This is a genomic window from Micromonospora sp. NPDC000121, from assembly GCF_042899165.1.
In the GTDB taxonomy this organism is placed as follows: Bacteria; Actinomycetota; Actinomycetes; order Mycobacteriales; family Micromonosporaceae; genus Micromonospora.
This window is the reverse complement of record NZ_JBIAZP010000005.1, coordinates 446433-467740: the sequence shown is the minus strand read 5'-3', so window position 1 is coordinate 467740 and position 21308 is coordinate 446433. Positions and strand designations below refer to the sequence as shown.

The 21308-nt window shown below is 75.1% G+C and carries 21 protein-coding genes; 16 read left to right on the top strand and 5 right to left on the bottom strand.

Features of this window, described 5'->3' with window-relative positions:
• Nucleotides 1–7 precede the first annotated feature (7 nt).
• Together ACFY23_RS18105 and ACFY23_RS18100 are read left to right on the top strand one after the other, a co-directional pair.
• Complete coding sequence (locus ACFY23_RS18105) at nucleotides 8–988, top strand: ATP-binding cassette domain-containing protein (protein ID WP_350682344.1); 981 nt, start codon at nucleotides 8–10, stop codon at nucleotides 986–988.
• The gene (locus ACFY23_RS18100) at nucleotides 985–1794 is read left to right on the top strand and encodes an ABC transporter permease (protein ID WP_350682342.1); all 810 of its coding nucleotides are present in this window, start codon (nucleotides 985–987) and stop codon (nucleotides 1792–1794) included. The genes ACFY23_RS18105 and ACFY23_RS18100 overlap by 4 nt, the downstream gene beginning before the upstream one ends.
• A gap of 18 nt (nucleotides 1795–1812) precedes the next feature.
• On the opposite strand, the gene ACFY23_RS18095 is transcribed toward ACFY23_RS18100, so the two are convergent.
• Genes ACFY23_RS18095 through ACFY23_RS18085 form a run of 3 tightly spaced genes read right to left on the bottom strand, consistent with a single transcriptional unit; the run spans nucleotide 1813 to nucleotide 3032 of the window.
• Entirely contained in the window at nucleotides 1813–2268 is a 456-nt protein-coding gene (locus ACFY23_RS18095) for a PLD nuclease N-terminal domain-containing protein (protein ID WP_350682340.1), read from the bottom strand.
• Nucleotides 2269–2295: 27 nt separating this feature from the next.
• Complete coding sequence (locus ACFY23_RS18090) at nucleotides 2296–2643, bottom strand: DUF202 domain-containing protein (RefSeq protein WP_350682338.1); 348 nt, start codon at nucleotides 2641–2643, stop codon at nucleotides 2296–2298.
• Nucleotides 2640–3032 carry a DUF202 domain-containing protein gene (locus ACFY23_RS18085; protein ID WP_350682336.1) on the bottom strand — a complete coding sequence of 131 codons (393 nt, stop codon included), beginning with the start codon at nucleotides 3030–3032 and terminating at the stop codon, nucleotides 2640–2642. Before ACFY23_RS18085 ends, ACFY23_RS18090 begins: the two co-directional genes overlap by 4 nt.
• A 40-nt stretch (nucleotides 3033–3072) precedes the next feature.
• Between ACFY23_RS18085 and ACFY23_RS18080 the strand changes: the two genes are divergently transcribed.
• The 4 genes from ACFY23_RS18080 (at nucleotide 3073) to ACFY23_RS18065 (ending at nucleotide 6423) form a co-directional block, all read left to right on the top strand.
• Nucleotides 3073–3870: a GNAT family N-acetyltransferase gene (locus ACFY23_RS18080; protein ID WP_350682334.1), complete on the top strand. Its 798-nt coding sequence runs from the start codon at nucleotides 3073–3075 to the stop codon at nucleotides 3868–3870.
• Between the two features lie 2 nt (nucleotides 3871–3872).
• Complete coding sequence (locus tag ACFY23_RS18075; RefSeq protein ID WP_350682332.1) at nucleotides 3873–4280, top strand: hypothetical protein; 408 nt, start codon at nucleotides 3873–3875, stop codon at nucleotides 4278–4280.
• A gap of 392 nt (nucleotides 4281–4672) precedes the next feature.
• Nucleotides 4673–5452: an electron transfer flavoprotein subunit beta/FixA family protein gene (locus ACFY23_RS18070; protein WP_350682331.1), complete on the top strand. Its 780-nt coding sequence runs from the start codon at nucleotides 4673–4675 to the stop codon at nucleotides 5450–5452.
• Between the two features lie 11 nt (nucleotides 5453–5463).
• Nucleotides 5464–6423 (top strand): electron transfer flavoprotein subunit alpha/FixB family protein, encoded by a 960-nt coding sequence (locus ACFY23_RS18065; protein WP_350682329.1) that lies wholly within the window; start codon nucleotides 5464–5466, stop codon nucleotides 6421–6423.
• A 199-nt stretch (nucleotides 6424–6622) separates the two neighbouring features.
• On the opposite strand, the gene ACFY23_RS18060 is transcribed toward ACFY23_RS18065, so the two are convergent.
• Nucleotides 6623–6850: a hypothetical protein gene (locus ACFY23_RS18060; protein WP_350682327.1), complete on the bottom strand. Its 228-nt coding sequence runs from the start codon at nucleotides 6848–6850 to the stop codon at nucleotides 6623–6625.
• Nucleotides 6851–6917: 67 nt separating this feature from the next.
• Between ACFY23_RS18060 and ACFY23_RS18055 the strand changes: the two genes are divergently transcribed.
• The 5 genes from ACFY23_RS18055 to ACFY23_RS18035 all read left to right on the top strand — a co-directional run bounded on the left by ACFY23_RS18055 (nucleotide 6918) and on the right by ACFY23_RS18035 (nucleotide 11825).
• Nucleotides 6918–8093, top strand: a complete 1176-nt coding sequence (locus tag ACFY23_RS18055) for a cysteine desulfurase family protein (RefSeq protein ID WP_350682325.1) — start codon at nucleotides 6918–6920, stop codon at nucleotides 8091–8093.
• 106 nt (nucleotides 8094–8199) lie between these two features.
• Nucleotides 8200–9273 (top strand): tRNA 2-thiouridine(34) synthase MnmA, encoded by a 1074-nt coding sequence (mnmA, locus tag ACFY23_RS18050; protein WP_350682323.1) that lies wholly within the window; start codon nucleotides 8200–8202, stop codon nucleotides 9271–9273.
• 37 nt (nucleotides 9274–9310) lie between these two features.
• The gene (locus ACFY23_RS18045) at nucleotides 9311–10315 is read left to right on the top strand and encodes a methionine synthase (protein ID WP_350682321.1); all 1005 of its coding nucleotides are present in this window, start codon (nucleotides 9311–9313) and stop codon (nucleotides 10313–10315) included.
• A gap of 36 nt (nucleotides 10316–10351) precedes the next feature.
• Nucleotides 10352–10711 (top strand): VOC family protein, encoded by a 360-nt coding sequence (locus ACFY23_RS18040; RefSeq protein ID WP_350682319.1) that lies wholly within the window; start codon nucleotides 10352–10354, stop codon nucleotides 10709–10711.
• Between the two features lie 112 nt (nucleotides 10712–10823).
• On the top strand, nucleotides 10824–11825 hold the full coding sequence (locus ACFY23_RS18035; protein ID WP_350682317.1) for an ADP-ribosylglycohydrolase family protein: 1002 nt from the start codon (nucleotides 10824–10826) through the stop codon (nucleotides 11823–11825).
• Nucleotides 11826–11914: 89 nt separating this feature from the next.
• Here ACFY23_RS18035 and ACFY23_RS18030 read toward each other — a convergent pair whose 3' ends face one another.
• Nucleotides 11915–12448, bottom strand: coding sequence for a type II toxin-antitoxin system PemK/MazF family toxin (locus ACFY23_RS18030; RefSeq protein WP_350682315.1), 534 nt, complete (start codon nucleotides 12446–12448; stop codon nucleotides 11915–11917).
• 188 nt (nucleotides 12449–12636) lie between these two features.
• Here ACFY23_RS18030 and ligA point away from each other — a divergent pair, with 188 nt between their 5' ends.
• The 5 genes from ligA (at nucleotide 12637) to gatB (ending at nucleotide 21286) form a co-directional block, all read left to right on the top strand.
• On the top strand, nucleotides 12637–14772 hold the full coding sequence (gene ligA / locus ACFY23_RS18025) for an NAD-dependent DNA ligase LigA (RefSeq protein WP_350682313.1): 2136 nt from the start codon (nucleotides 12637–12639) through the stop codon (nucleotides 14770–14772).
• A 237-nt stretch (nucleotides 14773–15009) separates the two neighbouring features.
• Nucleotides 15010–17811, top strand: coding sequence for a bifunctional diguanylate cyclase/phosphodiesterase (locus ACFY23_RS18020; protein WP_350819139.1), 2802 nt, complete (start codon nucleotides 15010–15012; stop codon nucleotides 17809–17811).
• A gap of 190 nt (nucleotides 17812–18001) precedes the next feature.
• Nucleotides 18002–18307, top strand: a complete 306-nt coding sequence (gene gatC / locus ACFY23_RS18015) for an Asp-tRNA(Asn)/Glu-tRNA(Gln) amidotransferase subunit GatC (RefSeq protein WP_350685712.1) — start codon at nucleotides 18002–18004, stop codon at nucleotides 18305–18307.
• Nucleotides 18304–19779: an Asp-tRNA(Asn)/Glu-tRNA(Gln) amidotransferase subunit GatA gene (gatA, locus tag ACFY23_RS18010; RefSeq protein ID WP_350685710.1), complete on the top strand. Its 1476-nt coding sequence runs from the start codon at nucleotides 18304–18306 to the stop codon at nucleotides 19777–19779. Before gatC ends, gatA begins: the two co-directional genes overlap by 4 nt.
• Before the next feature lie 13 nt (nucleotides 19780–19792).
• Nucleotides 19793–21286, top strand: a complete 1494-nt coding sequence (gene gatB, locus ACFY23_RS18005) for an Asp-tRNA(Asn)/Glu-tRNA(Gln) amidotransferase subunit GatB (RefSeq protein WP_350685709.1) — start codon at nucleotides 19793–19795, stop codon at nucleotides 21284–21286.
• Nucleotides 21287–21308: the final 22 nt, after the last annotated feature.

The window sequence follows — 21308 nt, the reverse complement described above, 5'->3', positions numbered from 1 at the left end:
AGTTGCGATGGATCACGCGATCCGCGCCGAGGGCCTGGTGCGCCGGTTCGGCGACACCACGGCCCTCGCCGGAGTTGACCTGGCCGTCCCCACCGGCACGGTCTTCGGCCTGCTCGGGCCGAACGGGGCCGGCAAGACCACCACCGTCCGGGTGCTCGCCACCCTGCTGCGCGCCGACGAGGGGCGGGCGACGGTCGGCGGGTACGACGTCGTGCGCGACGCCCACCGGGTGCGCCAGCTCATCGGCCTGACCGGCCAGTACGCCTCGGTCGACGAGACCCTCACCGGGGCGGAGAACCTGCTGCTCATCGGCCGGCTGCTCGGCTCCTCCCGGGCCGACGCCAGGGCCCGTGCCCGGCAGTTGCTCGCCGACTTCCACCTCACCGACGCCGCCGACCGGCCGGCCAAGACCTACTCCGGCGGCATGCGCCGCCGGCTCGACCTCGCCGCCAGCCTGGTCGGCCGGCCGCAGGTGCTCTTCCTCGACGAGCCGACCACCGGCCTCGACCCGCGCAGCCGCAACGAGCTGTGGGACATCGTGCGCGGGCTGGTCTCCGACGGGGTGACGGTGCTGCTCACCACGCAGTACCTGGAGGAGGCCGACCAGCTCGCCGGCGAGATCGCCGTCGTCGACCACGGCCGGGTGATCGCGCAGGGCACGCCCGAGGAGCTGAAGGCCCGGACCGGCGGCCAGGTCCTCGCCGTCCGGCCCTCGGACGCCGCCGACCTGCCGACCGTGGTGGCCATCGCCGGCGAGGCGGCCCGGGCCACCCCGGAGGTGGCCCAGAGCACCGTCACCGTGCCGGTGAACGACCCGGGCGTGCTGCCCGCCGTGGTGGGCCGCCTCGACGCCGCCGACGTCGCCGTCGCCGAGCTGGCCCTGCGCGGCTCCAGCCTGGACGAGGTGTTCCTCCAGCTGACCGGGCACCGCGCCGACGCCGACGCCGAAGCCCCGCCCGGGGCCGACCTGGAGAGGACACCGGCATGACCGCCGCCACCCTGACCGCGCCGGTCGCGCCGGCCCGCCGGCTCGGCCCCGCCGCCGGGCTGCGCCACACGCTCACCCTGGCCTGGCGCAGCCTGGTGCAGATCAAGCACAACCCGATGGAGCTGCTCGACCTGAGCATCCAGCCGGTGATGTTCGTGCTGCTGTTCACGTACGTGTTCGGCGGGGCGATCTCCGGCTCGCCCGGGGACTACCTGACCTTCGCGCTGCCGGGCATCATCGTGCAGAACGCCTTCTTCGCCACCATGACCACCGGGTTCGGGCTGAACAACGACCTCACCAAGGGCGTGTTCGACCGGCTCCGGTCGCTGCCCATCGCCCGCTGGGCGCCGCTGGCCGGGCGGATCCTCGCCGACACGGTCAAGCAGGCGTGGTCGGTGTCGCTGCTCGTCGGCGTCGGCATGATCCTCGGCTTCCGGCTGGGCAACGGCCTGCTCGGCCTGCTCGGGGCGTTCGCCCTGCTGCTCGCGTTCTCGCTGGCCGCGTCGTGGATCTCGGTGCTGGTCGGCGTGCTCGTCAACGAGCCGGAGAAGGTGCAGATCTTCGGCTTCATGGTGATCTTCCCGCTGACCTTCACCAGCAACGCGTTCGTGCCGACCGAGACCATGCCCGGCTGGCTCCAGTCCTGGGTGGAGGTCAACCCGGTCACGATCCTGGCCGACGCGCTGCGCGGCCTGCTGGTCGGCGGGCCGGTGGCCACGCCGGTGGTGCAGTCGCTGCTCTGGGCGGCGCTCCTCGCGGCGATCTTCGCCCCGCTCGCCGTACGCGGGCTCAAGCGTCGAGTGTGACCCGCCGCAGCCCGGCGGTCAGACCTCCGGGCGGTCCTCCTCGCGCGGCGGCTCGCCCTCGCGGCGGCGCAGGTCGTCCTGGCGCGGCGACTCGCCGTCGCGTCGGCGCAGGTCGTCCTCGCGTCGGCGCAGGTCCTCCTCCCAGCGGGTGAACAGCTCCTGGTCTTCCCGCCGGGTGCGCTCGCCGAGCGAGCGGAGGAACTCGGGGTCGTCGTCCGGGGCGACCGGGCGGGGCCGCTCGCGGGCCGGCAGGATCCGGCCCTTCGGCGCGTCGCCGGGGCGGCCCGGGGTGCGCTCGCGCCCCGCGGCGAACCAGGCGAGGGAGCCGAGCAGCGGGAAGAACAGGATGATCAGCACCCAGGCGATCCGGGGCAGGGCCTTGATCTGGCCTTCCTCGGCGGAGAGGCAACTGATCAGCGCGCAGACCGCGAGGACGATCTGCACCACGAAGAGGAGGACGTACAGCCGGGCCATGCGTCAATGATGGCGCACCAGGTCCCGTCAACCCAGCCCGCGCGCCGCCAGGAGCGCGCCGAGCAGCGCGTAGCCGGCGGTGGCCAGGGCGACCAGGGGCAGCGCCCGCCCGTAGCGGGGGGCCGGGCCCACGCCGGTCGCCCGCCGCCAGCAGACCGCCAGCGCCGCGCCCCAGCCCAGCACGGCCAGCCCGGCGCCGAGCGCGCCGAGCGTCCCGCCGCCGGGCGGGCCGGTGAGCGCCAGCCGCACGGTCAGCACCATGATCACGGTGAGCGCGAGCGCCGTGCGCCGCCAGGCCAGCCGGGTCCGCTCGGGTTGCAGCCCGGGGTCGCGCGCCGGGCGGCCCGGGGGCGTCCGCTCCGCGCCGGCGCTCACCGGCCGCCGATCGCCCGGGCGAGCACCGCCGCCACCAGCAGCAGCGCGCCGAGGCCGACGGCGAGGGCGAGCACCGCCGGGAAGCGGGAGGCCGGCAGCTCCTCGCCGAGCCGGATGGCCCGCTCCGTACGCGCCCAGTGGTCGACCGCCCGGACCGCCACCGTCCCGCCGAGCAGCAGCAGCCCGACGGCGATCACCTCGCGCAGGTGCGCCAGCGGCAGCGGCGGCAGGAACTGGGCGGCGGCGAGCCCACCCGCGACCAGCGCCAGTCCGGTACGCAGCCAGGCCAGGAAGGTCCGCTCGTTGGCCAGCGAGAAGCGGTAGTCGGGGGTGCTGCCGACCGAGCGCAGTTCGCGCGGGTCGAACCATCGCCTGATCGCCTGCCACACGTGCCGATTATCCGCTTCCGTCCGGCCGTAGCCTGAAGCGATGACGGATCTTGACGCGACGACGCTGCGGAACGCGTACGACCACCAGTTGCGGGCGTCGGTGCCCGACCCGCTGCCGGCCGGGGTGACGGTGGAACGGGACGGCCCGCTGGTCCGCCTCCTCGGCCTCGACCGCGGCGGCTTCCTCACCTACCGCGACCTCGACGGGCTGAGGGGCGCGGCGCTGGACGCGCTGATCGCCCGGCAGGTGGAGATCTTCCGGGAGCGCGGCGAGTCGGTCGAGTGGAAGTGGCACGGCCACGACGAGCCGGCGGACCTGCCGGAGCGGCTGCGCGCCGCCGGGTTCGTGCCGGAGGAGCCGGAGACCGTCGTGATCGGCCCGGTCGCGCCGCTCGCGGCCGCGCTCCCGGTCGTTCCCGAGGGCGTACGCCTGCGCGAGGTGACCGCCCGCGCGGACCTGGACCGGATCGCGGCGATGGAGGCGGCGGTCTGGAACGCCGACCGCAGCCACCTGGCGACCGGGCTGGAGAAGGAGATCGCGGCCGACCCGCAGGCGGTCACGGTGGTGGTGGCCGAGGCGGGCGACGAGGTGGTGAGCGCCGGCTGGGTGCGCTACGTGCCGGGGACGGGGTTCGCCACCCTTTGGGGCGGCTCGACGCTCGCCCCGTGGCGCCGCCGGGGCATCTACCGGGCACTGGTCACCTACCGGGCCCGGCTCGCCGCCCAGCGCGACCGGACGCTGCTCCAGGTGGACGCCTCCGACGAGAGCCGGCCGATCCTCCAGCGGCTCGGCCTCGTCCCGGTCACGACGACCATCCCGTACGTCTACACTCCGTGATCATGGAGCAGCGGTTGACGGCCGAGGAGCGGCTGACCCTCAAGACCGGCGCGTTCGGGGCGGTGTTCCTGGTGGCCAACGCCGACCCGGGGATGCTCGCCCTGTTCCGGGAGAGCTTCGTCGCCTCCGGCGCGATGGCCGACACCAGCGGGGTGGTGAAGGAGGCGCTGACCAGCGGGCCGCTGCCGAAGCTGCCCCGGGGCTCGGCGTCGGAGATCGAGGCGGCGGTGCTGCCGGCGCTGGGCCGTTCCGTCGAGATCCTGCGCGAGAAGTCGCCGCAGGACGTGGCGACCTACCGCGAGGTGGTGCTGTCGGCCGCCGAGCGGGTGGCCGGCGCGCACCGGGGGGTGACTCCGGCCGAGGCCGCGGTCATCGAGCGGATCAGGGGTGCGCTGGCTCAGTCGGCGTGAGCCGGTCCGTCGGCGCGGTGGCGCGCCGGGCCGGCGACCAGAGCGCCCGGACGGTGGCGCGTACGCACCGGTCGCGGACCCGGCCGCAGGCGCAGCGGTACGCCTCGGGGCGCGTCCGGCGGCAGGGGTGCCGCGGCGGGTCGTGCGGCGTGGCGCTGGAAGATTCTGACATTTCGCGACACCTCCCGATTTGCCAGATTACCCGCCCGGGCGGCTCGTGGTGAGCTGTGTCACCCTGAGGTCGCCCGAGGGCGATGCTACTGGCAGGTAACATTGCGCCGTGGGCAACTGCACAGCAGCCCGTGGTTGACCGATCGTTAAGTCACGCGGGAGGCTGCGCCCGTGACCGGGCGAGTGATCGCTACACCAAACAGGAGGGTCGTCGAAGCGCGATGAACATCGTCGTACTCGTCAAGCAGGTGCCCGACTCGGGCGCGGACCGCAACCTGCGCACTGACGACAACACCGTCGACCGCGGCTCGGCGAACAACGTCATCAACGAGATGGACGAGTACGCCATCGAAGAGGCGTTGAAGATCAAGGAGGCCCACGGGGGCGAGGTCACCGTCCTGACCATGGGTCCGGACCGGGCGACCGAGTCGATCCGCAAGGCGCTCTCCATGGGCCCCGACAAGGCTGTGCACGTCGTGGACGACGCCCTGCACGGGTCCTGCGCCGTGGCCACCTCGAAGGTGCTCGCCGCCGCGCTCGGCCAGCTGAACGCCGACCTGGTGCTCTGCGGCGCCGAGTCGACCGACGGCCGGGTGCAGGTGATGCCGCACATGATCGCCGAGCGGCTGGGCGTCGCGGCGCTGACCGGCGCCCGCAAGCTCACCGTCGACGGCTCGACCCTGACCGTCGAGCGGCAGACCGAGGAGGGCTACGAGGTGGTCACCGCCGCCACCCCCGCCGTGGTCTCCGTCTGGGACACCATCAACGAGCCGCGCTACCCGTCCTTCAAGGGCATCATGGCCGCCAAGAAGAAGCCGGTGCAGACGCTCTCCCTGGGTGACCTCGGCGTCGCCCCGGCCGAGGTGGGCTTCGAGGGCGCGACCAGCGCCGTGCTGGAGCACACCAAGCGCCCGCCGCGCTCCGGCGGCGCGAAGATCACCGACGAGGGCGACGGCGGCGTCAAGCTGGTCGAGTTCCTCGCCACCGAGAAGTTCGTGTGAGAGGTCTGGACATGTCTGAGGTTCTCGTCGTCGTCGAAGCCACCCGGGAATTCGGCGTCAAGAAGGTCACCCTGGAGATGCTCACTCTCGCCCGCGAGCTGGGCACGGCGAGCGCGGTCGTGCTCGGCGGCCCCGGCGCCGCCGAGGCGCTGAGCGCCAAGCTGGGCGAGTACGGCGCGGAGAAGATCTACGCCGCCGAGGGTGACGAGATCGACGGCTACCTGGTGGCCCCCAAGGCCACCGTCGTGGCCGAGCTGGTCAAGCGGGTGCAGCCCGCGGCCGTGCTGCTCGCCTCCTCGCAGGAGGGCAAGGAGATCGCCGCCCGCCTGGCCGTGAAGCTGGACAACGGCATCCTGACCGACGTGGTCGCCCTGGCCGCCGACGGCACCGCCACCCAGGTCGCGTTCGCCGGCTCGACCATCGTCAAGTCCAAGGTCACCCGCGGCCTGCCGCTGGTCACCGTCCGGCCGAACTCGGTCAACCCGGCCCCGGCGGCCGCGACCCCGGCCGTCGAGCAGCTCACCGTGTCGGTCACCGACGCCGACAAGCTGGCGAAGGTCGTCGACCGGGTCGCCGAGCAGAAGGGCTCCCGCCCCGAGCTCACCGAGGCCGGCGTCGTCGTCTCCGGCGGTCGCGGCGTCGGCAACGCCGACAACTTCAAGCTGGTCGAGGAGCTGGCCGACCTGCTCGGCGGCGCCGTCGGCGCGTCCCGCGCGGCCGTCGACTCCGGCTTCTACCCGCACCAGTTCCAGGTGGGCCAGACCGGCAAGACCGTCTCCCCGCAGCTCTACGTCGCGCTCGGCATTTCCGGTGCCATCCAGCACCGGGCCGGCATGCAGACCTCGAAGACGATCGTCGCGGTCAACAAGGACGGCGAGGCGCCGATCTTCGAGCTGGCCGACTTCGGCGTGGTGGGTGACCTGTTCAAGGTCGTCCCGCAGGCCGCGGAGGAGATCCGCAAGCGCAAGTGAGCAAACGCTCGCCCGCACGAGGGCCGGGAACCGCGCGGCGGTTGCCGGCCCTCGCCGCGTTGGCGGGACCGGGGAAGGCGGACCGCTGCTGGTCGTCGGGGCGCCGGCGCGAGGCTCTCGGCCAGTTCGCCGCCGGCTCCCGGCCGGTGGGGAGCTGATCGGCGGGCCGGGGAGCTGAGCCGGCCCGCCGATCAGCCCGTCAGGGGGCCCTCAGCGGGCTCTTGCCCGGGCGGGCCGGGTCCTTGTCGTGCGCCTCGGCGGAAACGTCGACACCCGAGTATGCCTGAAGGTCCAGGCGCGGTGGCAACGGCAGCGGCTCGTCCGACCCGTCGCCGTGCACGCCGACCGGGAACATCAGCGTGTCGCGCGGGTCGGTAGTACCCCACGACGTCCGGGAGATTCGTGACGGGCGGGGGCAGGCTCTCATGCCCGTGGGTTGGACGGCGTACTCCGGCCTCCGTCCGGTCCGGGGCCGGTCGTTAGGCTGAGCCGTGATGGCATACCTGGATCACGCGGCGACGACCCCGATGCTCGACGAGGCACTGGAGGCGTACGTCGCCACCGCCCGCGAGGTCGGCAACGCGTCCTCGCTGCACGCGTCGGGCCGCCGCGCCCGGCGGCGGGTGGAGGAGTCGCGGGAGCGGGTGGCCGCCGCGCTGGGCGCCCGGCCCTCCGAGGTCGTCTTCACCGGCGGCGGGACCGAGAGCGACAACCTCGCGGTCAAGGGCATCTTCTGGGCGCGGCGGGGGGCCGACGCCCGGCGGGACCGGATGGTCTCCAGCGCGGTGGAGCACCACGCCGTGCTAGACGCGGTGGACTGGCTGGCCGACCACGAGGGGGCCCGGGTCGGCTGGCTCTCCGTGGACGCCGTCGGCCGGCTCAGCCCCGACGAGCTGCGCGCCGAACTGGCCGAGCACGGCGACCGGGTCGCGGTGGTGACCGCGATGTGGGCCAACAACGAGGTGGGCACCGTGCAGCCGGTCGCCGAGCTGGCCGCGGTCGCCGCCGAGCACGGGGTGCCGTTTCACACCGACGCGATCCAGGCGGTCGGGCAGGTGCCGGTGGACTTCGCCGCGAGCGGCGTCGCCGCGCTGACCGTGACCGGGCACAAGCTCGGCGGGCCGACCGGGGTGGGCGCCCTCGTGCTGGCCCGCGACGTCCCGGCCACCCCGCTGCTGCACGGCGGCGGCCAGGAGCGCGACGTGCGCTCCGGCACCCTCGACACCGCCGGCATCGTCGCCTTCGCCGTCGCCGTGGAGGCGGCGGTCAAGGGCCAGCAGGAGTACGCGGCCCGGATCGCCGCGCTCCGCGACGACCTGGTCGAGCGGGTCCGGCAGGCGGTGCCCGAGGTGGTCTATAACGGCGACCCCACCGGCCGGCTGCCGGGCAACGCGCACTTCTCCTTCCCCGGCTGCGAGGGGGACGCCCTGCTGCTCCTGCTGGACGCCCAGGGCATCGCCTGCTCGACCGGCTCGGCCTGCTCCGCCGGGGTGGCCCAGCCGTCCCACGTGCTGCTGGCGATGGGCGCCGACGACGACCGCGCCCGCTCCTCGCTGCGCTTCACCCTCGGCCACACCAGCACGTCCGCCGACGTCGACGCCCTCATCGCCGCCCTGCCGGCCACCGTCGAACGCGCCCGCCGCGCCGCCGCCCTCCGTACCCCCCGGTGACCCCCACCCCTCCCTCCCCGGGTGGGGCGGGGAGGCCAGCGGGGGCGGGGAGGGCCAGCGCGGGCGGGGGCGGAGATAGGCTCGGTGGGGTGAAGGGAGTAGGCCGGTGAGGGTGTTGGCGGCGATGTCCGGCGGGGTCGACTCGGCGGTCGCGGCGGCGCGGGCGGTGGAGGCGGGGCACGACGTGACCGGCGTGCACCTGGCGCTGGCGCGCAACCCGCAGACGTACCGCACCGGCGCGCGCGGCTGCTGCACGCTGGAGGACTCCCGCGACGCCCGGCGGGCCGCCGACGTGATCGGCATCCCGTTCTACGTCTGGGACATGGCCGACCGCTTCCACTCCGACGTGGTGGACGACTTCGTCGCCGAGTACGCGGCGGGCCGTACGCCGAACCCCTGCCTGCGCTGCAACGAAAAGATCAAGTTCGCCGCGGTGCTGGACCGGGCCGTGGCCCTGGGCTTCGACGCCGTGGTCACCGGCCACCACGCCCGGCTCGGGGCGGACGGGCTGCTGCGCCGCAGCGTCGACGTGGCGAAGGACCAGTCGTACGTCCTCGCGGTGCTCACCCGCGAGCAGCTCGACCGGTCGGTCTTCCCGCTCGGCGACTCGACGAAGGCGCAGGTCCGCGAGGAGGCCGCCCGGCGGGGGCTGGCGGTGGCCGACAAGCCCGACTCGCACGACATCTGCTTCATCGCCGACGGCGACACCCGCGGCTTCCTCGCGCAGCGGCTCGGCGAGGCGCCCGGCGACGTGGTGGACGCGACCACCGGCGCCGTGGTGGGCAGCCACAGCGGCGCGTACGCGTACACCGTCGGGCAGCGGCGCGGCCTGCACCTGGACCGGCCGGCGCCGGACGGCCGCCCCCGGTACGTGCTCTCCATCACGCCGAAGACCAACACGGTGACGGTCGGCCCGGCGGAGGCCCTTGAGGTCTCCCGGGTGTGCGCCGAGCGTCCGGTGTGGACGGGCGGGCCCCGCCCGGACGCCCCGCTGGAGTGCGAGGTGCAGTTGCGGGCGCACGGCGACGTGGTGCCCGCGACGGTCGAGCTGACCGCCGACGGTCTCCGCGCCGAGCTGCGCCGCCCGGTGCGTGGGGTCGCCGCCGGCCAGGCGATCGTCGCCTACCGGCCGGACCCGGCCGGCGACGTCGTGCTCGGCTCCGCCACGATCGCCGGCTGAGCGGCCCGGCCGCCCGGCGGCCGGATAGTCTTCGGCCGTGACAGATCAGGCGTGGCCCTGGCCGGCCGGCGCGGCGACCGGCATCGGTTCCCTGCCCGGCACCGACATCGCCGAGGCGCAGCGGATTGTCCTCGGCGAGCTTCCCGCGCTGCCGCACCTGCCGGAGCTGCCGGCCCGGGGCCCCGGCGCCGACCTGGTCGGCCGGACCGCCGGCCTGCTGGTCGAGCTGCCGGTCGAGCTGTACGCCGCCCGCTGGCGGATCGCGCCCCGCCCGGGGCGGGACCTGCGCCGCGCCCGCGACCTGATGGAACGCGACCTCGACCAGCTCGCCGAGCAGGCCGAGGAGTACGCCGGGCCGGTCAAGATCCAGGCGGGCGGCCCGTTCACCCTGGCCGCGTCCCTGGAGCTGCCGATCGGGGGCCGGATGCTGCGCGATCCCGGCGCGGTCCGGGACCTCACGGGCTCGCTGGCGGAGGGGGTGCGCGCCCACGTCGCGGCGGTCGTCCGCCGGCTGCCGCGCGCCACCGTGCTGCTCCAGCTCGACGAGCCGTCGCTGCCGGCGGTGCTCGCCGGGCGGGTGCCCACCGAGAGCGGGTTCGGCGTGTACCGGGCCGTGGAGCCGGGCGTCGCCGGGTCGCTGCTGCGCACGGTCGTCGAGGCGGCCGGCGTGCCGGTCCTGGTGCACTGCTGCGCGCCGGACGTGCCGCTGGAGCTGATCCGCGCCGCGGGCGCCGTCGGCGTGGCCCTCGACCTCGACCTCGTCACCGACCTGGATCCGTTGGGCGAGGCGATCGACGCCGGGCTCGGGCTGCTGGCCGGCGCCGCGCCGACCCGGCCGCCGGCCGCCGGTCGCGCGCCCACCTCGGCGCAGGTCGCCGACCGGGTACGCCAGCTCTGGGACCGCCTCGGCTTCCCACGCCGGCGGCTCGCCGAGCAGGTCGTGGTCACGCCGGCGTGCGGCCTCGCCAACGCCACCCCGCAGTACGCCCGCGCGGTGCTCGCCGCCTGCCGGGACGCGGGGCGGCGGCTCGCCGAGGACTGAGGTTTCCCGTCGTACGGGCGGGGCACGATGCTCGGCATGATTGGACAGCTGCGCACCGTGGTCATCGACTGTCCCGACCCCCGGGCCCTGGCCGACTTCTACTCCGAGCTGCTGGGTCTGCCGCTGGACGCCGACGCCAGCGACGACGGGTGGGTGGTGATCTCCGGCTCCGGGCACCGGCTCGCCTTCCAGAAGGCACCCGACCTGCGCCCGCCGACGTGGCCCGACCCGGAGCGCCCCCAGCAGTTCCACCTCGACGTCGAGGTGGAGGACGTGGAGGCGGCCGAGAAGCGGGTGCTGGCGCTCGGCGCCCGGCGGCTGCCGGGGGAGGGCGACGACTTCCGGGTCTACGCCGATCCCGCTGGCCACCCGTTCTGCCTGGTCTTCTTCGACTGAGCCGATCGCCGGCCGCCCCGGCCGTCCGGCGGCGCGGGCTCGGCGGGCCGCGGCGCGGGTTACCGGCGCCGCGCGGTGGTGCGGGTTGCGGTCGGGCGGCATGATCGCGGGAATGATCGACACCTCGCTCCGGCGGGCCGCGGGCTCCCTCTTCGGCCTCGCCTACGGTGACGCGCTGGGCAAGCCGACCGAGTTCCTGACCGTCGCCGAGATCGTCCGCCGCTACGGCCCGGCCGGCCCGCGCGAGCTCGCCGGCCACCCGGCACTGGTGACCGACGACACCCAGATGGCGCTGGCCGTCGGCTGGGCGCTGCACGACGCCCCGGCGCTGACGCCCGAGGCCGTCGAGCCGCTGCTGCGGCAACGCTTCCTCGACTGGGCGGCCAGCCCGGAGAACAACCGGGCGCCGGGCATGACCTGCCTGCGCGCCTGCGCGGAACTCGGGCGGGGCGTGCGCTGGCAGGAGGCGACGGTCGCCGGCTCGAAGGGCTGCGGGGCCAACATGCGGGTCACCCCGGTCGGCCTGCTCGACGTCGACCTCGACACCCTCGCCGGGCTGTCCCAGCTCCAGGCGGGGCTGACCCACGGGCACCCGACCGGCCTGGCGGCCAGCGAGCTGACCGCGTACGCCGTGCGGCTCCTGCGCGACGGCGCGGCGCCGGCGGACCTGCCGCGGCTGCTCGCCGACCGGGCCCGCGACCAGCGGCGCGTCTACCGCGCCGACTGGCTCGGCGACCTCTGGCAGCGCCCCGGCGTGGACACGCCGGAGGACTTCATCGCCCGCGGCTGGGACGAGTGCCTGGCGGTCCTCGGTCGCCTCGACGCCGCGCTCGCGGGCCCCGACGACGGCGGCGACCCGTGCCGGCACACCGGCGAGGGCTGGATCGCCGAGGAGGCGCTGGCCACCGCGCTGTTCTGCGCGATCCGGCACGCCGACGACCCGGTCACCGCGCTGGCCCGGGGCGCCACCACCGCCGGCGACTCCGACTCGATCGCCGCGCTCGCCGGCGCCTTCGTCGGCGCGGCCCTGGGCATGCCGGCCTGGCCCGACGCCTGGGCCGCCCGCATCGAGTACGCCGACCAGCTCCACACCCTCGCCCGCGCCTGGGACTGACCCGGCGGGCCGTCCGGCGGGCGGTACGGCGTGCCCGGCCGGACGGCGTGCCCGGTCGGGCCGTGTGCGGGGCCGGCCGGACGGCGCGGTCAGGCGCCGGGGAGGTGGGGCAGGCGGCGGATGCGCCGCCACAGGGCGGGGTCGCAGGCGCCGGCGTGGCGGGAGAAGCCCGACAGCGGGACGTGGGCGGGCTCGGCCAGGTCGACGAAGCTGTCGTGGTCGGCGCCGGGATCCCACTCCCGGGTCGGGATGCGGACGTGGTCGTCCCGGGCGCTCTTGTCCTGGCTCGTGATCTTCAGGACGTCGGCGCCCCGGGCGTCGGCGCGCAGCACCAGGCAGGGCCGCACCTTCGAGCCGGTGCCGTCGGCGTACGGGACGTCGGCCCACCAGATCTCGCCGGGGCGCGGCGCGTCGGCGGGGGCCCGTTCGGCGGCACGCGGCCGGGGCGGCGCGGTCGACCGGCCCGGCCCGCCCCGGGAGGCGGTGCCGCGGCCGGGTCGGGTGCGCGGGCGGTCCCGCCGGCGCGGGGCGTCGCGACGCGCAGCGCGCCGCCACTCGCCCCACGCCCAGCCGGCCGCCACGGCCAGCGCGACCGCCGCCGCCCAGAGCAGCCATTCGCGCATCCGTACCCCCGCCTCGACAGTCGGTGCGGCGCGGACGCCGCGGGTGGCGGGCCACCTGGCGCGGCCCCGCCGTCCGGCGATCCTCGCACGTCGGCGGCCGTGTCGCCCTTCCGGCGTGGCGGGTGGCCGGCGGATTGTCCCACCGGCCCGATACGGTGCCGGGGTAACGGAATCACGGGAGGCGCACGGTGTCCGAGGAAGCCATCACCCAGCAGGTCACTCCGGCACAGGAGGCGGCCGCGGGCGCCGAGCCGACCCCGGAGGCGCGGGAGCGGCACACCACCCTGAGCCAGGAGCTGACGGAGCACCAGTACCGCTACTACGTGCTCGACGCGCCGACGATCTCCGACGCCGAGTTCGACCGGCAGCTGCGGGAGCTGGCGGCGCTGGAGGAGCAGTTCCCCGCGCTGCGTACGCCCGAGTCGCCGACGCAGCGGGTCGGCGGCACCTTCTCCACCGACTTCACCCCGGTGGCCCACGCCGAGCGGATGCTCTCGCTCGACAACGCCTTCGCCGACGAGGAGCTGGCGGCCTGGGCCGAGCGGGTCGAGCGCGACGCGGGCGGGCCGGTGGCCTACCTCTGCGAGCTGAAGGTCGACGGGCTCGCCATCAACCTCACCTACGAGCGCGGGCGGCTGGTCCGCGCGGCGACCCGGGGCGACGGCCGCACCGGCGAGGACGTCACCGCCAACGTGCGCAGCATCCGCGACGTGCCGGGCCAGCTCTCCGCGTCGGCGGAGTTCCCCGACATGCCGGAGTTCCTCGAGGTCCGCGGCGAGATCTACTTCCCGGTGGCTGGCTTCGCCGATCTCAACGCGGGGCTGGTCGAGCAGGGCAAGGCCCCGTTCGCCAACCCGCGCAACGCGGCCGCCGGCAGCCTGCGCCAGAAGGACCCACGGATCACCGCGTCCCGTCCGCTGCGCCTGGTGGTGCACGGCATCGGCGCCCGCCGCGGCTTCCAGCCGGTGACGCAGTCCGAGTCCTACGCGGCCCTCAAGGCGTGGGGGCTGCCGACCAGCGACCGCTGGCGGGTGGTGCCCGACCTGGCCGGCGTCGCGGAATACATCGCCCACTACGCCGAGCACCGGCACGACGTCGAGCACGAGATCGACGGCGTGGTGGTCAAGGTCGACCCGGTCTCGATCCAGGGCCGGCTCGGCTCGACCAGCCGCGCGCCGCGCTGGGCGATCGCCTTCAAGTACCCGCCGGAGGAGGTGACCACGAAGCTGCTCGACATCGACGTCGAGGTCGGGCGCACCGGCCGGGTCACGCCGCGGGCCGTGCTCCAGCCCGTCAAGGTGGCCGGCTCCACCGTCGCGTACGCCACCCTGCACAACGCGCGGGAGGTCGAGCGCAAGGGCGTCCTGATCGGCGACACCGTGGTGCTGCGCAAGGCCGGCGACGTGATCCCCGAGGTGCTCGGCCCGGTGGTCGACCTGCGTCCCGCCGACGCCCGGCCGTTCGTCATGCCCACCACCTGCCCGGCCTGCGGCTCGCCGCTGGCGCCGGCCAAGGAGGGCGACGTCGACATCCGCTGCCCCAACTCCCGCACCTGCCCCGGTCAGTTGCGGGAGCGGGTCTTCCACCTCGCGAGCCGCAAGGTGTTCGACATCGAGGCGCTCGGCCACAAGAGCGCGGCGGCGCTGCTCGACGCCCACATCATCACCGACGAGGGTGACCTGTTCTCCCTCGACGCCGAGCAGCTCGCGAAGTCGCCCTTCTTCGTCAACAAGGACGGCAGCCTCGGCAGCAACGCGGTCAAGCTGCTCGACAACCTGGCCGTGGCCAGGGAACGCGACCTGTGGCGGGTGCTGGTGGGGCTGTCCATCCGGCACGTCGGGCCCACCGCCGCGCGGGCGCTCGCCCGGCACTTCCGCTCCGTCGAGGCGATCGACCGGGCTGGCGAGGAGGAGCTCTCCTCGGTCGACGGCGTGGGGCCGACGATCGCGGCGAGCGTCCGGGAGTGGTTCGCCGTCGACTGGCACCGCGAGGTGGTCCGCAAGTGGGCCGAGGCCGGCGTACGGATGGCCGAGGACGTGGTCGACGAGGGGCCGCGCCCGCTGGAGGGGCTCAGCGTCGTGGTGACCGGCACGCTGGCCGGGTTCAGCCGCGACCAGGCCGCCGAGGCGATCCAGAGCCGGGGCGGCAAGGTGAGCGGGTCGGTCTCCAAGAAGACCTCCTTCGTGGTCGTGGGCGACAACCCGGGCTCCAAGGCGGACAAGGCGGCCAGCCTCAAGGTGCCCGTCCTGGACGAGGCGGGCTTCCGCGTGCTGCTGGACGAGGGCCCGGACGCGGCCCGGGGGGTCGCCCGCGTCGAGGAGTGACGGCGCGCCGGGGAAGCCGCCCGGGCGCGGGGGCTGGCGCGCGGGCGGCGGTGCTGCTCGCGGTCGCCGGGTGGCGTCGCTGCGGGCGGCTTGCGGGGACTGGCCCGGATACCAACTTAATTACGACTACGACCGATTCGCGACTGTCGTGTCGGGCATTGCGCCACCGAGGGCGTTTCATTGACGGCACGGCGTGTCAGCGGGTCACGCCTCGTGGACCGAGCCCCGGGAGGTGTGATGGAGGCCGCCGACCTGCGAAACTCCGTTCCGCCCGGCCGGGGACGCCCGTTCTTCGTCTTCGTCTGGTCGGTCGTCGCGCTGGCCGTGCTGCTCTGCGTACGCCCGCTGCTCGCCCTCCCGGAGGAGCTGCCGGAGCTGCCGGCGGCGTTCTGGGTGGCGGCGGCCCTCGCCGTCGGCTGCGACGCGCGTCCGTTCGTCCCGCCGGGGCGCCGGCAGACGTCGGCGGTCTTCCCGTCGACCTGCTTCACCTTCGCGATCCTGCTCGGCTGGGGGTTCGGCCCGGCGGTCGCCGTGCAGGCGGTCGCCGTCGTCGTCTCCGGCTGGCGGATGGGGCACGCCCCCTGGCGGACGGCCTTCAACGCCGGCCAGTACGCCTGCGCCCTGGCCGCCGCGTCCGCGGTCACCTGGCTCGGGCCCGGCGGCATCTTCGACGGCGGTTCACTGCGCTGGACGGACGTGGCCGCCGTGGGCGGCGCGACCGTGGCCTGGTTCGCCGTCAACTACGCGCTGGTGAGCGCCGCCGTCCGGCTGCGCTTCGGCGACCGCTGGTGGCCCAGCCTGCGGCAGGGGCTGGGGTTCGAGCTGCTCTCCACCGGCTCGCTGCTGCTGCTCGCCCCGGTGCTGGTCGCCGCGGCCCGGGCCAGCGCGGCGCTGATCCCGCTGGTGCTGGTGCCGCTGTTCGCCGTCTACCGGATGGCCCGGCTCAGCGTGGAGCAGCAGCAACTGGCCTCCCTGGACCCGCTCACCGGCCTGCCCAACCGCAAGGCGCTGCTGGCCGAGGTCGGCGAGCAGGTGCACCTGCACGCCGAACGGGCGGCCCGCGGCGAGCCCGGCGCCCACCTGGCGCTGCTCCTGATCGACCTCGACCGGTTCAAGAACGTCAACGACGCCCTCGGGCACGCGGTGGGCGACCGGCTGTTGGTCGAGGTGAGCGGCCGGCTGACCGGCGTGGCCGGGGACGACATGGTGGCCCGGCTGGGCGGGGACGAGTTCGCCATCGTCATGACCGGGCTGGCCGACGTGGGCGAGGCCCGGGACCTCGCCGACCGGGTGGTCCGCGCGCTGGCCGAGCCGGTGCCCCTGGACGGGCTGCCGCTCGACGTGGGCGGCTCCATCGGCATCGCGCTCTTCCCCGAGCACGGCGAGGACTTCGCGACCCTGATGCGCCACGCCGACGTGGCGATGTACGACGCCAAGCACCGCAACGACACCGTGGCGGTCTACGCGGCCGAGTCGGACCACAACTCCGCCGAGCGGCTCAGCCTCCTCGCGGACCTGCGCCGGGTGCTGGAGTCCGGCCGCCGGGCCGGCCCGCCGCCGGCGTCGTGGGCCGGGCTGCCGACGGGGGAAGGCGCGCGGGTCGGGCTTCCGCCTGAGGACGCCGCGCGGGGCGGGCTGCCGGCGGGGGAAGGCGCGCGGGCCGGGCTGCCGGCGGGGGAAGGCGCGCGGGCCGGGCTGCCGGGCGACGGCGACGGGCCGCAGGAGCCGGCCGACCAGGCCGCGACCGGTGGGGCCCCGGCCGGGGGAGGCGGCGACCCCGCCGGCGTCGGCGGTGCTCCGGGCGTCGGTGGTGCCGCCGGGACGGCACCGGCCACGCCGGCGATGGGCGCGCGGGGCGGGGACGGCGCGGAACTGCCGGCCGACGCCGCGGGTCTGCGCCCCGACGCCGGATCCGGCCGCTGGCGGTTGCGCCGCCGCCGGCAACGGACCGAGCCGCCGCACACCGACGAGCTGATCAACCGGATCGTCACCGCCGCCGACCCGATCCGCCGCCGGGCGGCGTCGCCCGAGACCGGCCCGGACCGGGGCGACGGTCCGGGCCGCCGCGAGCGCGCCGGGCGGTCCGGCGGCGAGCCCGGCGTCGGCGTACGCCGGCAGGGCACGACCGGCGACGGCGGCCGGCGCGGTGACCGCGACCCGGCGGGCCGGCGGGGCGGCCGGCAGGACGCGGCCCGGCGGTGGGGCGCGGACCCCGGGCCGGTTCGGGGGCGCGACGCGGAGCTGCACCCGGCCGCCGACGCGGGCGAGATCACCATGTACTACCAGCCGCAGGTCGCGATCGCGACCGGTGAGGTGGTCGGCGTCGAGGCGCTGCTGCGCTGGCGGCATCCCCGCCGGGGGATGGTCGACCCCGAGGAGCTGATCCGGGTCGCCGAGCAGAGCGCGGTGATGCGGCTGCTGACCCGGCGGGTGGTGGACGACGTGGTGGAACAGCTCGCCAAGTGGTCGGCCGCCGGGATCGCCCTGCCGGCGGCGCTCAACGTCAGCGTGCGGGACCTGCACACCGGCGAGATCGCCGACCAGATCGCCGACCGGCTCGCCCGCCACGGCGTGCCGCCGCAGCGGCTGCAACTGGAGATCACCGAGGGGGCGCTGATGGCCGACCCCCGCCGGGTGCTCGCCACCATCTCCCGGCTGCACCGGATCGGGGTGGGCATCGCGCTGGACGACTTCGGCACCGGTTACTCGTCGCTGCAGCACCTGCGTCGGCTGCCGCTGTCCGAGGTGAAGGTGGACCGCTCCTTCGTGCTGGGGATGGCCGAGGACGCCGACGACGCGGCGATCGTGCGGTCGACGATCGAGCTGGCCAAGGCGCTCGGGCTGCGGGTGGTGGCCGAGGGCGTGGAGGACGAGCGCACCTGGCGCATGCTGCACGCCGCCGGCTGCGACGCCGCGCAGGGCTGGTTCTACGCGCGGCCGATGCCGGCCGAGGAACTCGTCGCCTGGCTGGCCCGCTACCGCCCGGTCCGTCCGACCCCCAGCCCCGACGCGGAGATCCCCCGTCGGCACGCCCGCTGAGCTGACCGCCGGCCGAGGTCGCCGGGGTGCCCGCCCGGGGCGGCGGCCCGGCGCGCCGCGCCCGGAGGGGGAGTCGGGGACGCGCCGCCGGGACGGAACAATAGACTCGCTCCGGTCACCGCGCGTCACGCACATCGCCGCGCGGCCGGCACCCGGCCCGACCGGCAACACCGTCACGAAGGGGGCACCGATGGCCGCCATCTCCCGCGAGGAGGTCGCGCACCTGGCGCGACTGTCGCGGCTCGCCGTCACGGAGGAGGAGCTGGACACCTTCGCCGGCCAGCTCGACGTGATCCTCCAGGCGGTCGCGCAGGTCGGCGAGGTCACCGCGGCGGACATCCCGCCGACCTCGCACTCGGTGCCGCTGACCAACGTCCTGCGGGACGACGTCGTGGTGCCCGGGCTGACCCCGGAGGAGGCGCTGTCGGGCGCGCCCGACGCCGAGGAGCAGCGGTTCCGCGTACCGCGGATCCTGGATGAGGATGTGGCGTCATGACCGACCTGACCAGACTGACCGCGACGGAGATCGCGGGGCTCGTCGCCGCCGGCGAGACCTCCGCCGTCGAGGTCACCCAGGCGCACCTGGACCGGATCGCCGCCGTCGACGACCGGGTGAACGCGTTCCTGCACGTCGACACCGAGGGCGCGCTCGCCGCCGCCCGCGAGGTCGACGCCCGCCGCGCCGCCGGCGAGGAGTTGGGCCCGCTGGCCGGCGTGCCGGTCGCGGTGAAGGACGTGCTGACCACCAAGGGCGTGCCGACCACCGTCGGGTCGAAGATCCTGGAGGGCTGGCGCCCGCCGTACGACTCGACGATCGTGCAGCGGCTGCGCGCCGCCGGCACGGTGATGCTCGGCAAGACGAACATGGACGAGTTCGCGATGGGCTCCTCCACGGAGTACTCGGCGTACGGCCCGACGCACAACCCGTGGGACCTGAACCGGATCCCGGGCGGCTCGGGCGGTGGCAGCGCCGCGGCGCTGGCGGCGTACGAGGCGCCGCTGGCGATCGGCTCCGACACCGGCGGCTCGATCCGCCAGCCCGGCGCGGTCACCGGCACCGTCGGCGCGAAGCCGACCTACGGCGGCACCTCCCGCTACGGCCTGGTGGCGTTCTCCTCCTCGCTGGACACCCCCGGCCCGTGCGCCCGTACGGTGCTGGACGCCGCGCTGCTGCACGAGGTGATCGGTGGGCACGACCCGCGCGACTCCACCTCGATCCCGCAGCCCGTGCCGGACGTGGTGGCCGCCGCGAGGCGGGGGGCGACCGGTGACCTGACCGGCGTGAAGCTCGGCGTCGTCACCCAGTTCACCGGCGAGGGTGCGGAGCCCGGCGTGCTGGCCGCGTTCCGCGAGTCGGTCGACGCGCTGACCAAGCTGGGCGCCGAGATCGTCGAGGTGTCCTGCCCGAACTTCACGTACGCGCTGCCGGCGTACTACCTGATCGCCCCGAGCGAGTGCTCCTCCAACCTGGCCCGGTTCGACGGCGTCCGCTTCGGCCTGCGGGTCGGCGACGACGGCAACCGGTCGCTGGAGGAGGTCATGTCGCTGACCCGGGAGGCCGGCTTCGGCCCCGAGGTCAAGCGCCGCATCATGATCGGCACGTACGCGCTCTCGTCGGGCTACTACGACGCCTACTACGGGCAGGCGCAGAAGGTCCGGACCCTGATCACCCGGGACTTCACCGCGGCCTTCGAGCAGGTCGACGCGCTGATCTCGCCGACCACCCCGTTCGTGGCGTTCCCGATCGGGGCACGCACCTCGGACCCATACCAGATGTACCTGGCCGACCTGTTCACCATCCCGACCAACCTGTACGGCGGCCCCGGCATCTCGGTGCCGTGCGGGCTCTCCGACGGGCTGCCGGTCGGCTTCCAGATCATGGCCCCGACGATGGCCGACGACCGGATGTACCGGGTCGCCGCCGCGCTGGAGAGCGCCGTCGGCACGTTCACCCCACCGGCACTGTGAGGCAGGAGCTCAGATGACGACGACACTGCCCGCGTACGACGAGGTCGTCGCGCGCTACGAACCGGTGATCGGCCTGGAGACCCACGTCGAGCTGGGCACGAACACCAAGATGTTCTGCGGCTGCCCGACCGACTTCGGCGGCGCGCCGAACACCCGGGTCTGCCCGGTCTGCCTGGGCCTGCCCGGCTCGCTGCCGGTCGCCAACAGGGCCGCCATCGAGGCGACCATCCGGATCGGCCTGGCGCTGAACTGCTCCATCGCCGAGTGGTGCCGGTTCGCCCGGAAGAACTACTTCTACCCGGACATGCCGAAGGACTTCCAGATCAGCCAGTACGACGAGCCGCTGTGCTTCGAGGGCTACCTGGACGTCGAGGTGAACGGCGAGCTGGTGCGCATCGGCATCGAGCGGGTGCACCTGGAGGAGGACACCGGCAAGACGCTGCACGTCGGCGGCGCGACCGGCCGGATCCACGGCGCCACCGAGTCGCTGGTCGACTACAACCGGGCCGGCATCCCGCTGGTGGAGATCGTCACCAAGCCGGTCGCCGGCACCGGCGCGCTCGCGCCGGAGGTGGCCCGCGCGTACGTCACCGAGCTGCGCGACGTGATCCGCTCGCTGGGCGTCTCCGACGTGCGGATGGAGGAGGGGTCGCTGCGCTGCGACGTCAACACCTCCCTCAACCTGCCCGGCCAGGAGTGGGGCACCCGCACCGAGACCAAGAACGTCAACTCCCTGCGCTCGGTCGAGCGGGCGGTCCGGTCGGAGATCATCCGGCAGGCGTCCGTGCTCGACGCGGGCGGCCGGATCACCCAGGAGACCCGGCACTTCCACGAGGACACCGGCGACACCACCCCGGGCCGGTCGAAGGAGACCGCGACCGACTACCGGTACTTCCCCGAGCCGGACCTGGTGCCGCTCGCGCCGGACGCCGCCTGGGTCGCCGAGCTGAAGGCCGCCCTGCCGGAGCTGCCCCGGCTGCACCGGCGCCGGCTCCAGGAGCAGTGGGGCCTGTCGGACCTGGACATGCAGTCGGTGCTCAACGCCGGCGCGGTCGAGCTGATCGAGCAGACCGTGGCCGCCGGCGCCTCCCCGGCCGCCGCCCGCAAGTGGTGGCTGGGCGAGCTGTCCCGGCGGGCCAACGAGACCGGCGTGGAGCTGGCCGACGTCGGGGCCACCCCGGCGCAGGTCGCCGAGCTCCAGGGCCTGGTCGACGCCGGCAAGCTCAACGACAAGCTGGCCCGCACCGTCCTGGAGGGCGTGGTGGCCGGCGAGGGCTCGCCGACCGAGATCATGACCAACCGGGGCCTGGAGGTGGTCTCCGACACCGGCGCGCTCACCGCCGCCGTGGACGAGGCGATCGCCGCCAACCCGGACATCGCCGACAAGATCCGCAGCGGCAAGGTCGCCGCGGCCGGCGCGCTGGTCGGCGCGGTCATGAAGACCACCCGCGGCCAGGCCGACGCCAAGACCGTCCGCGAGCTGATCCTGTCCCGCCTCGGCGCCTGACGTGTAAGGCAAGGGCACCTTC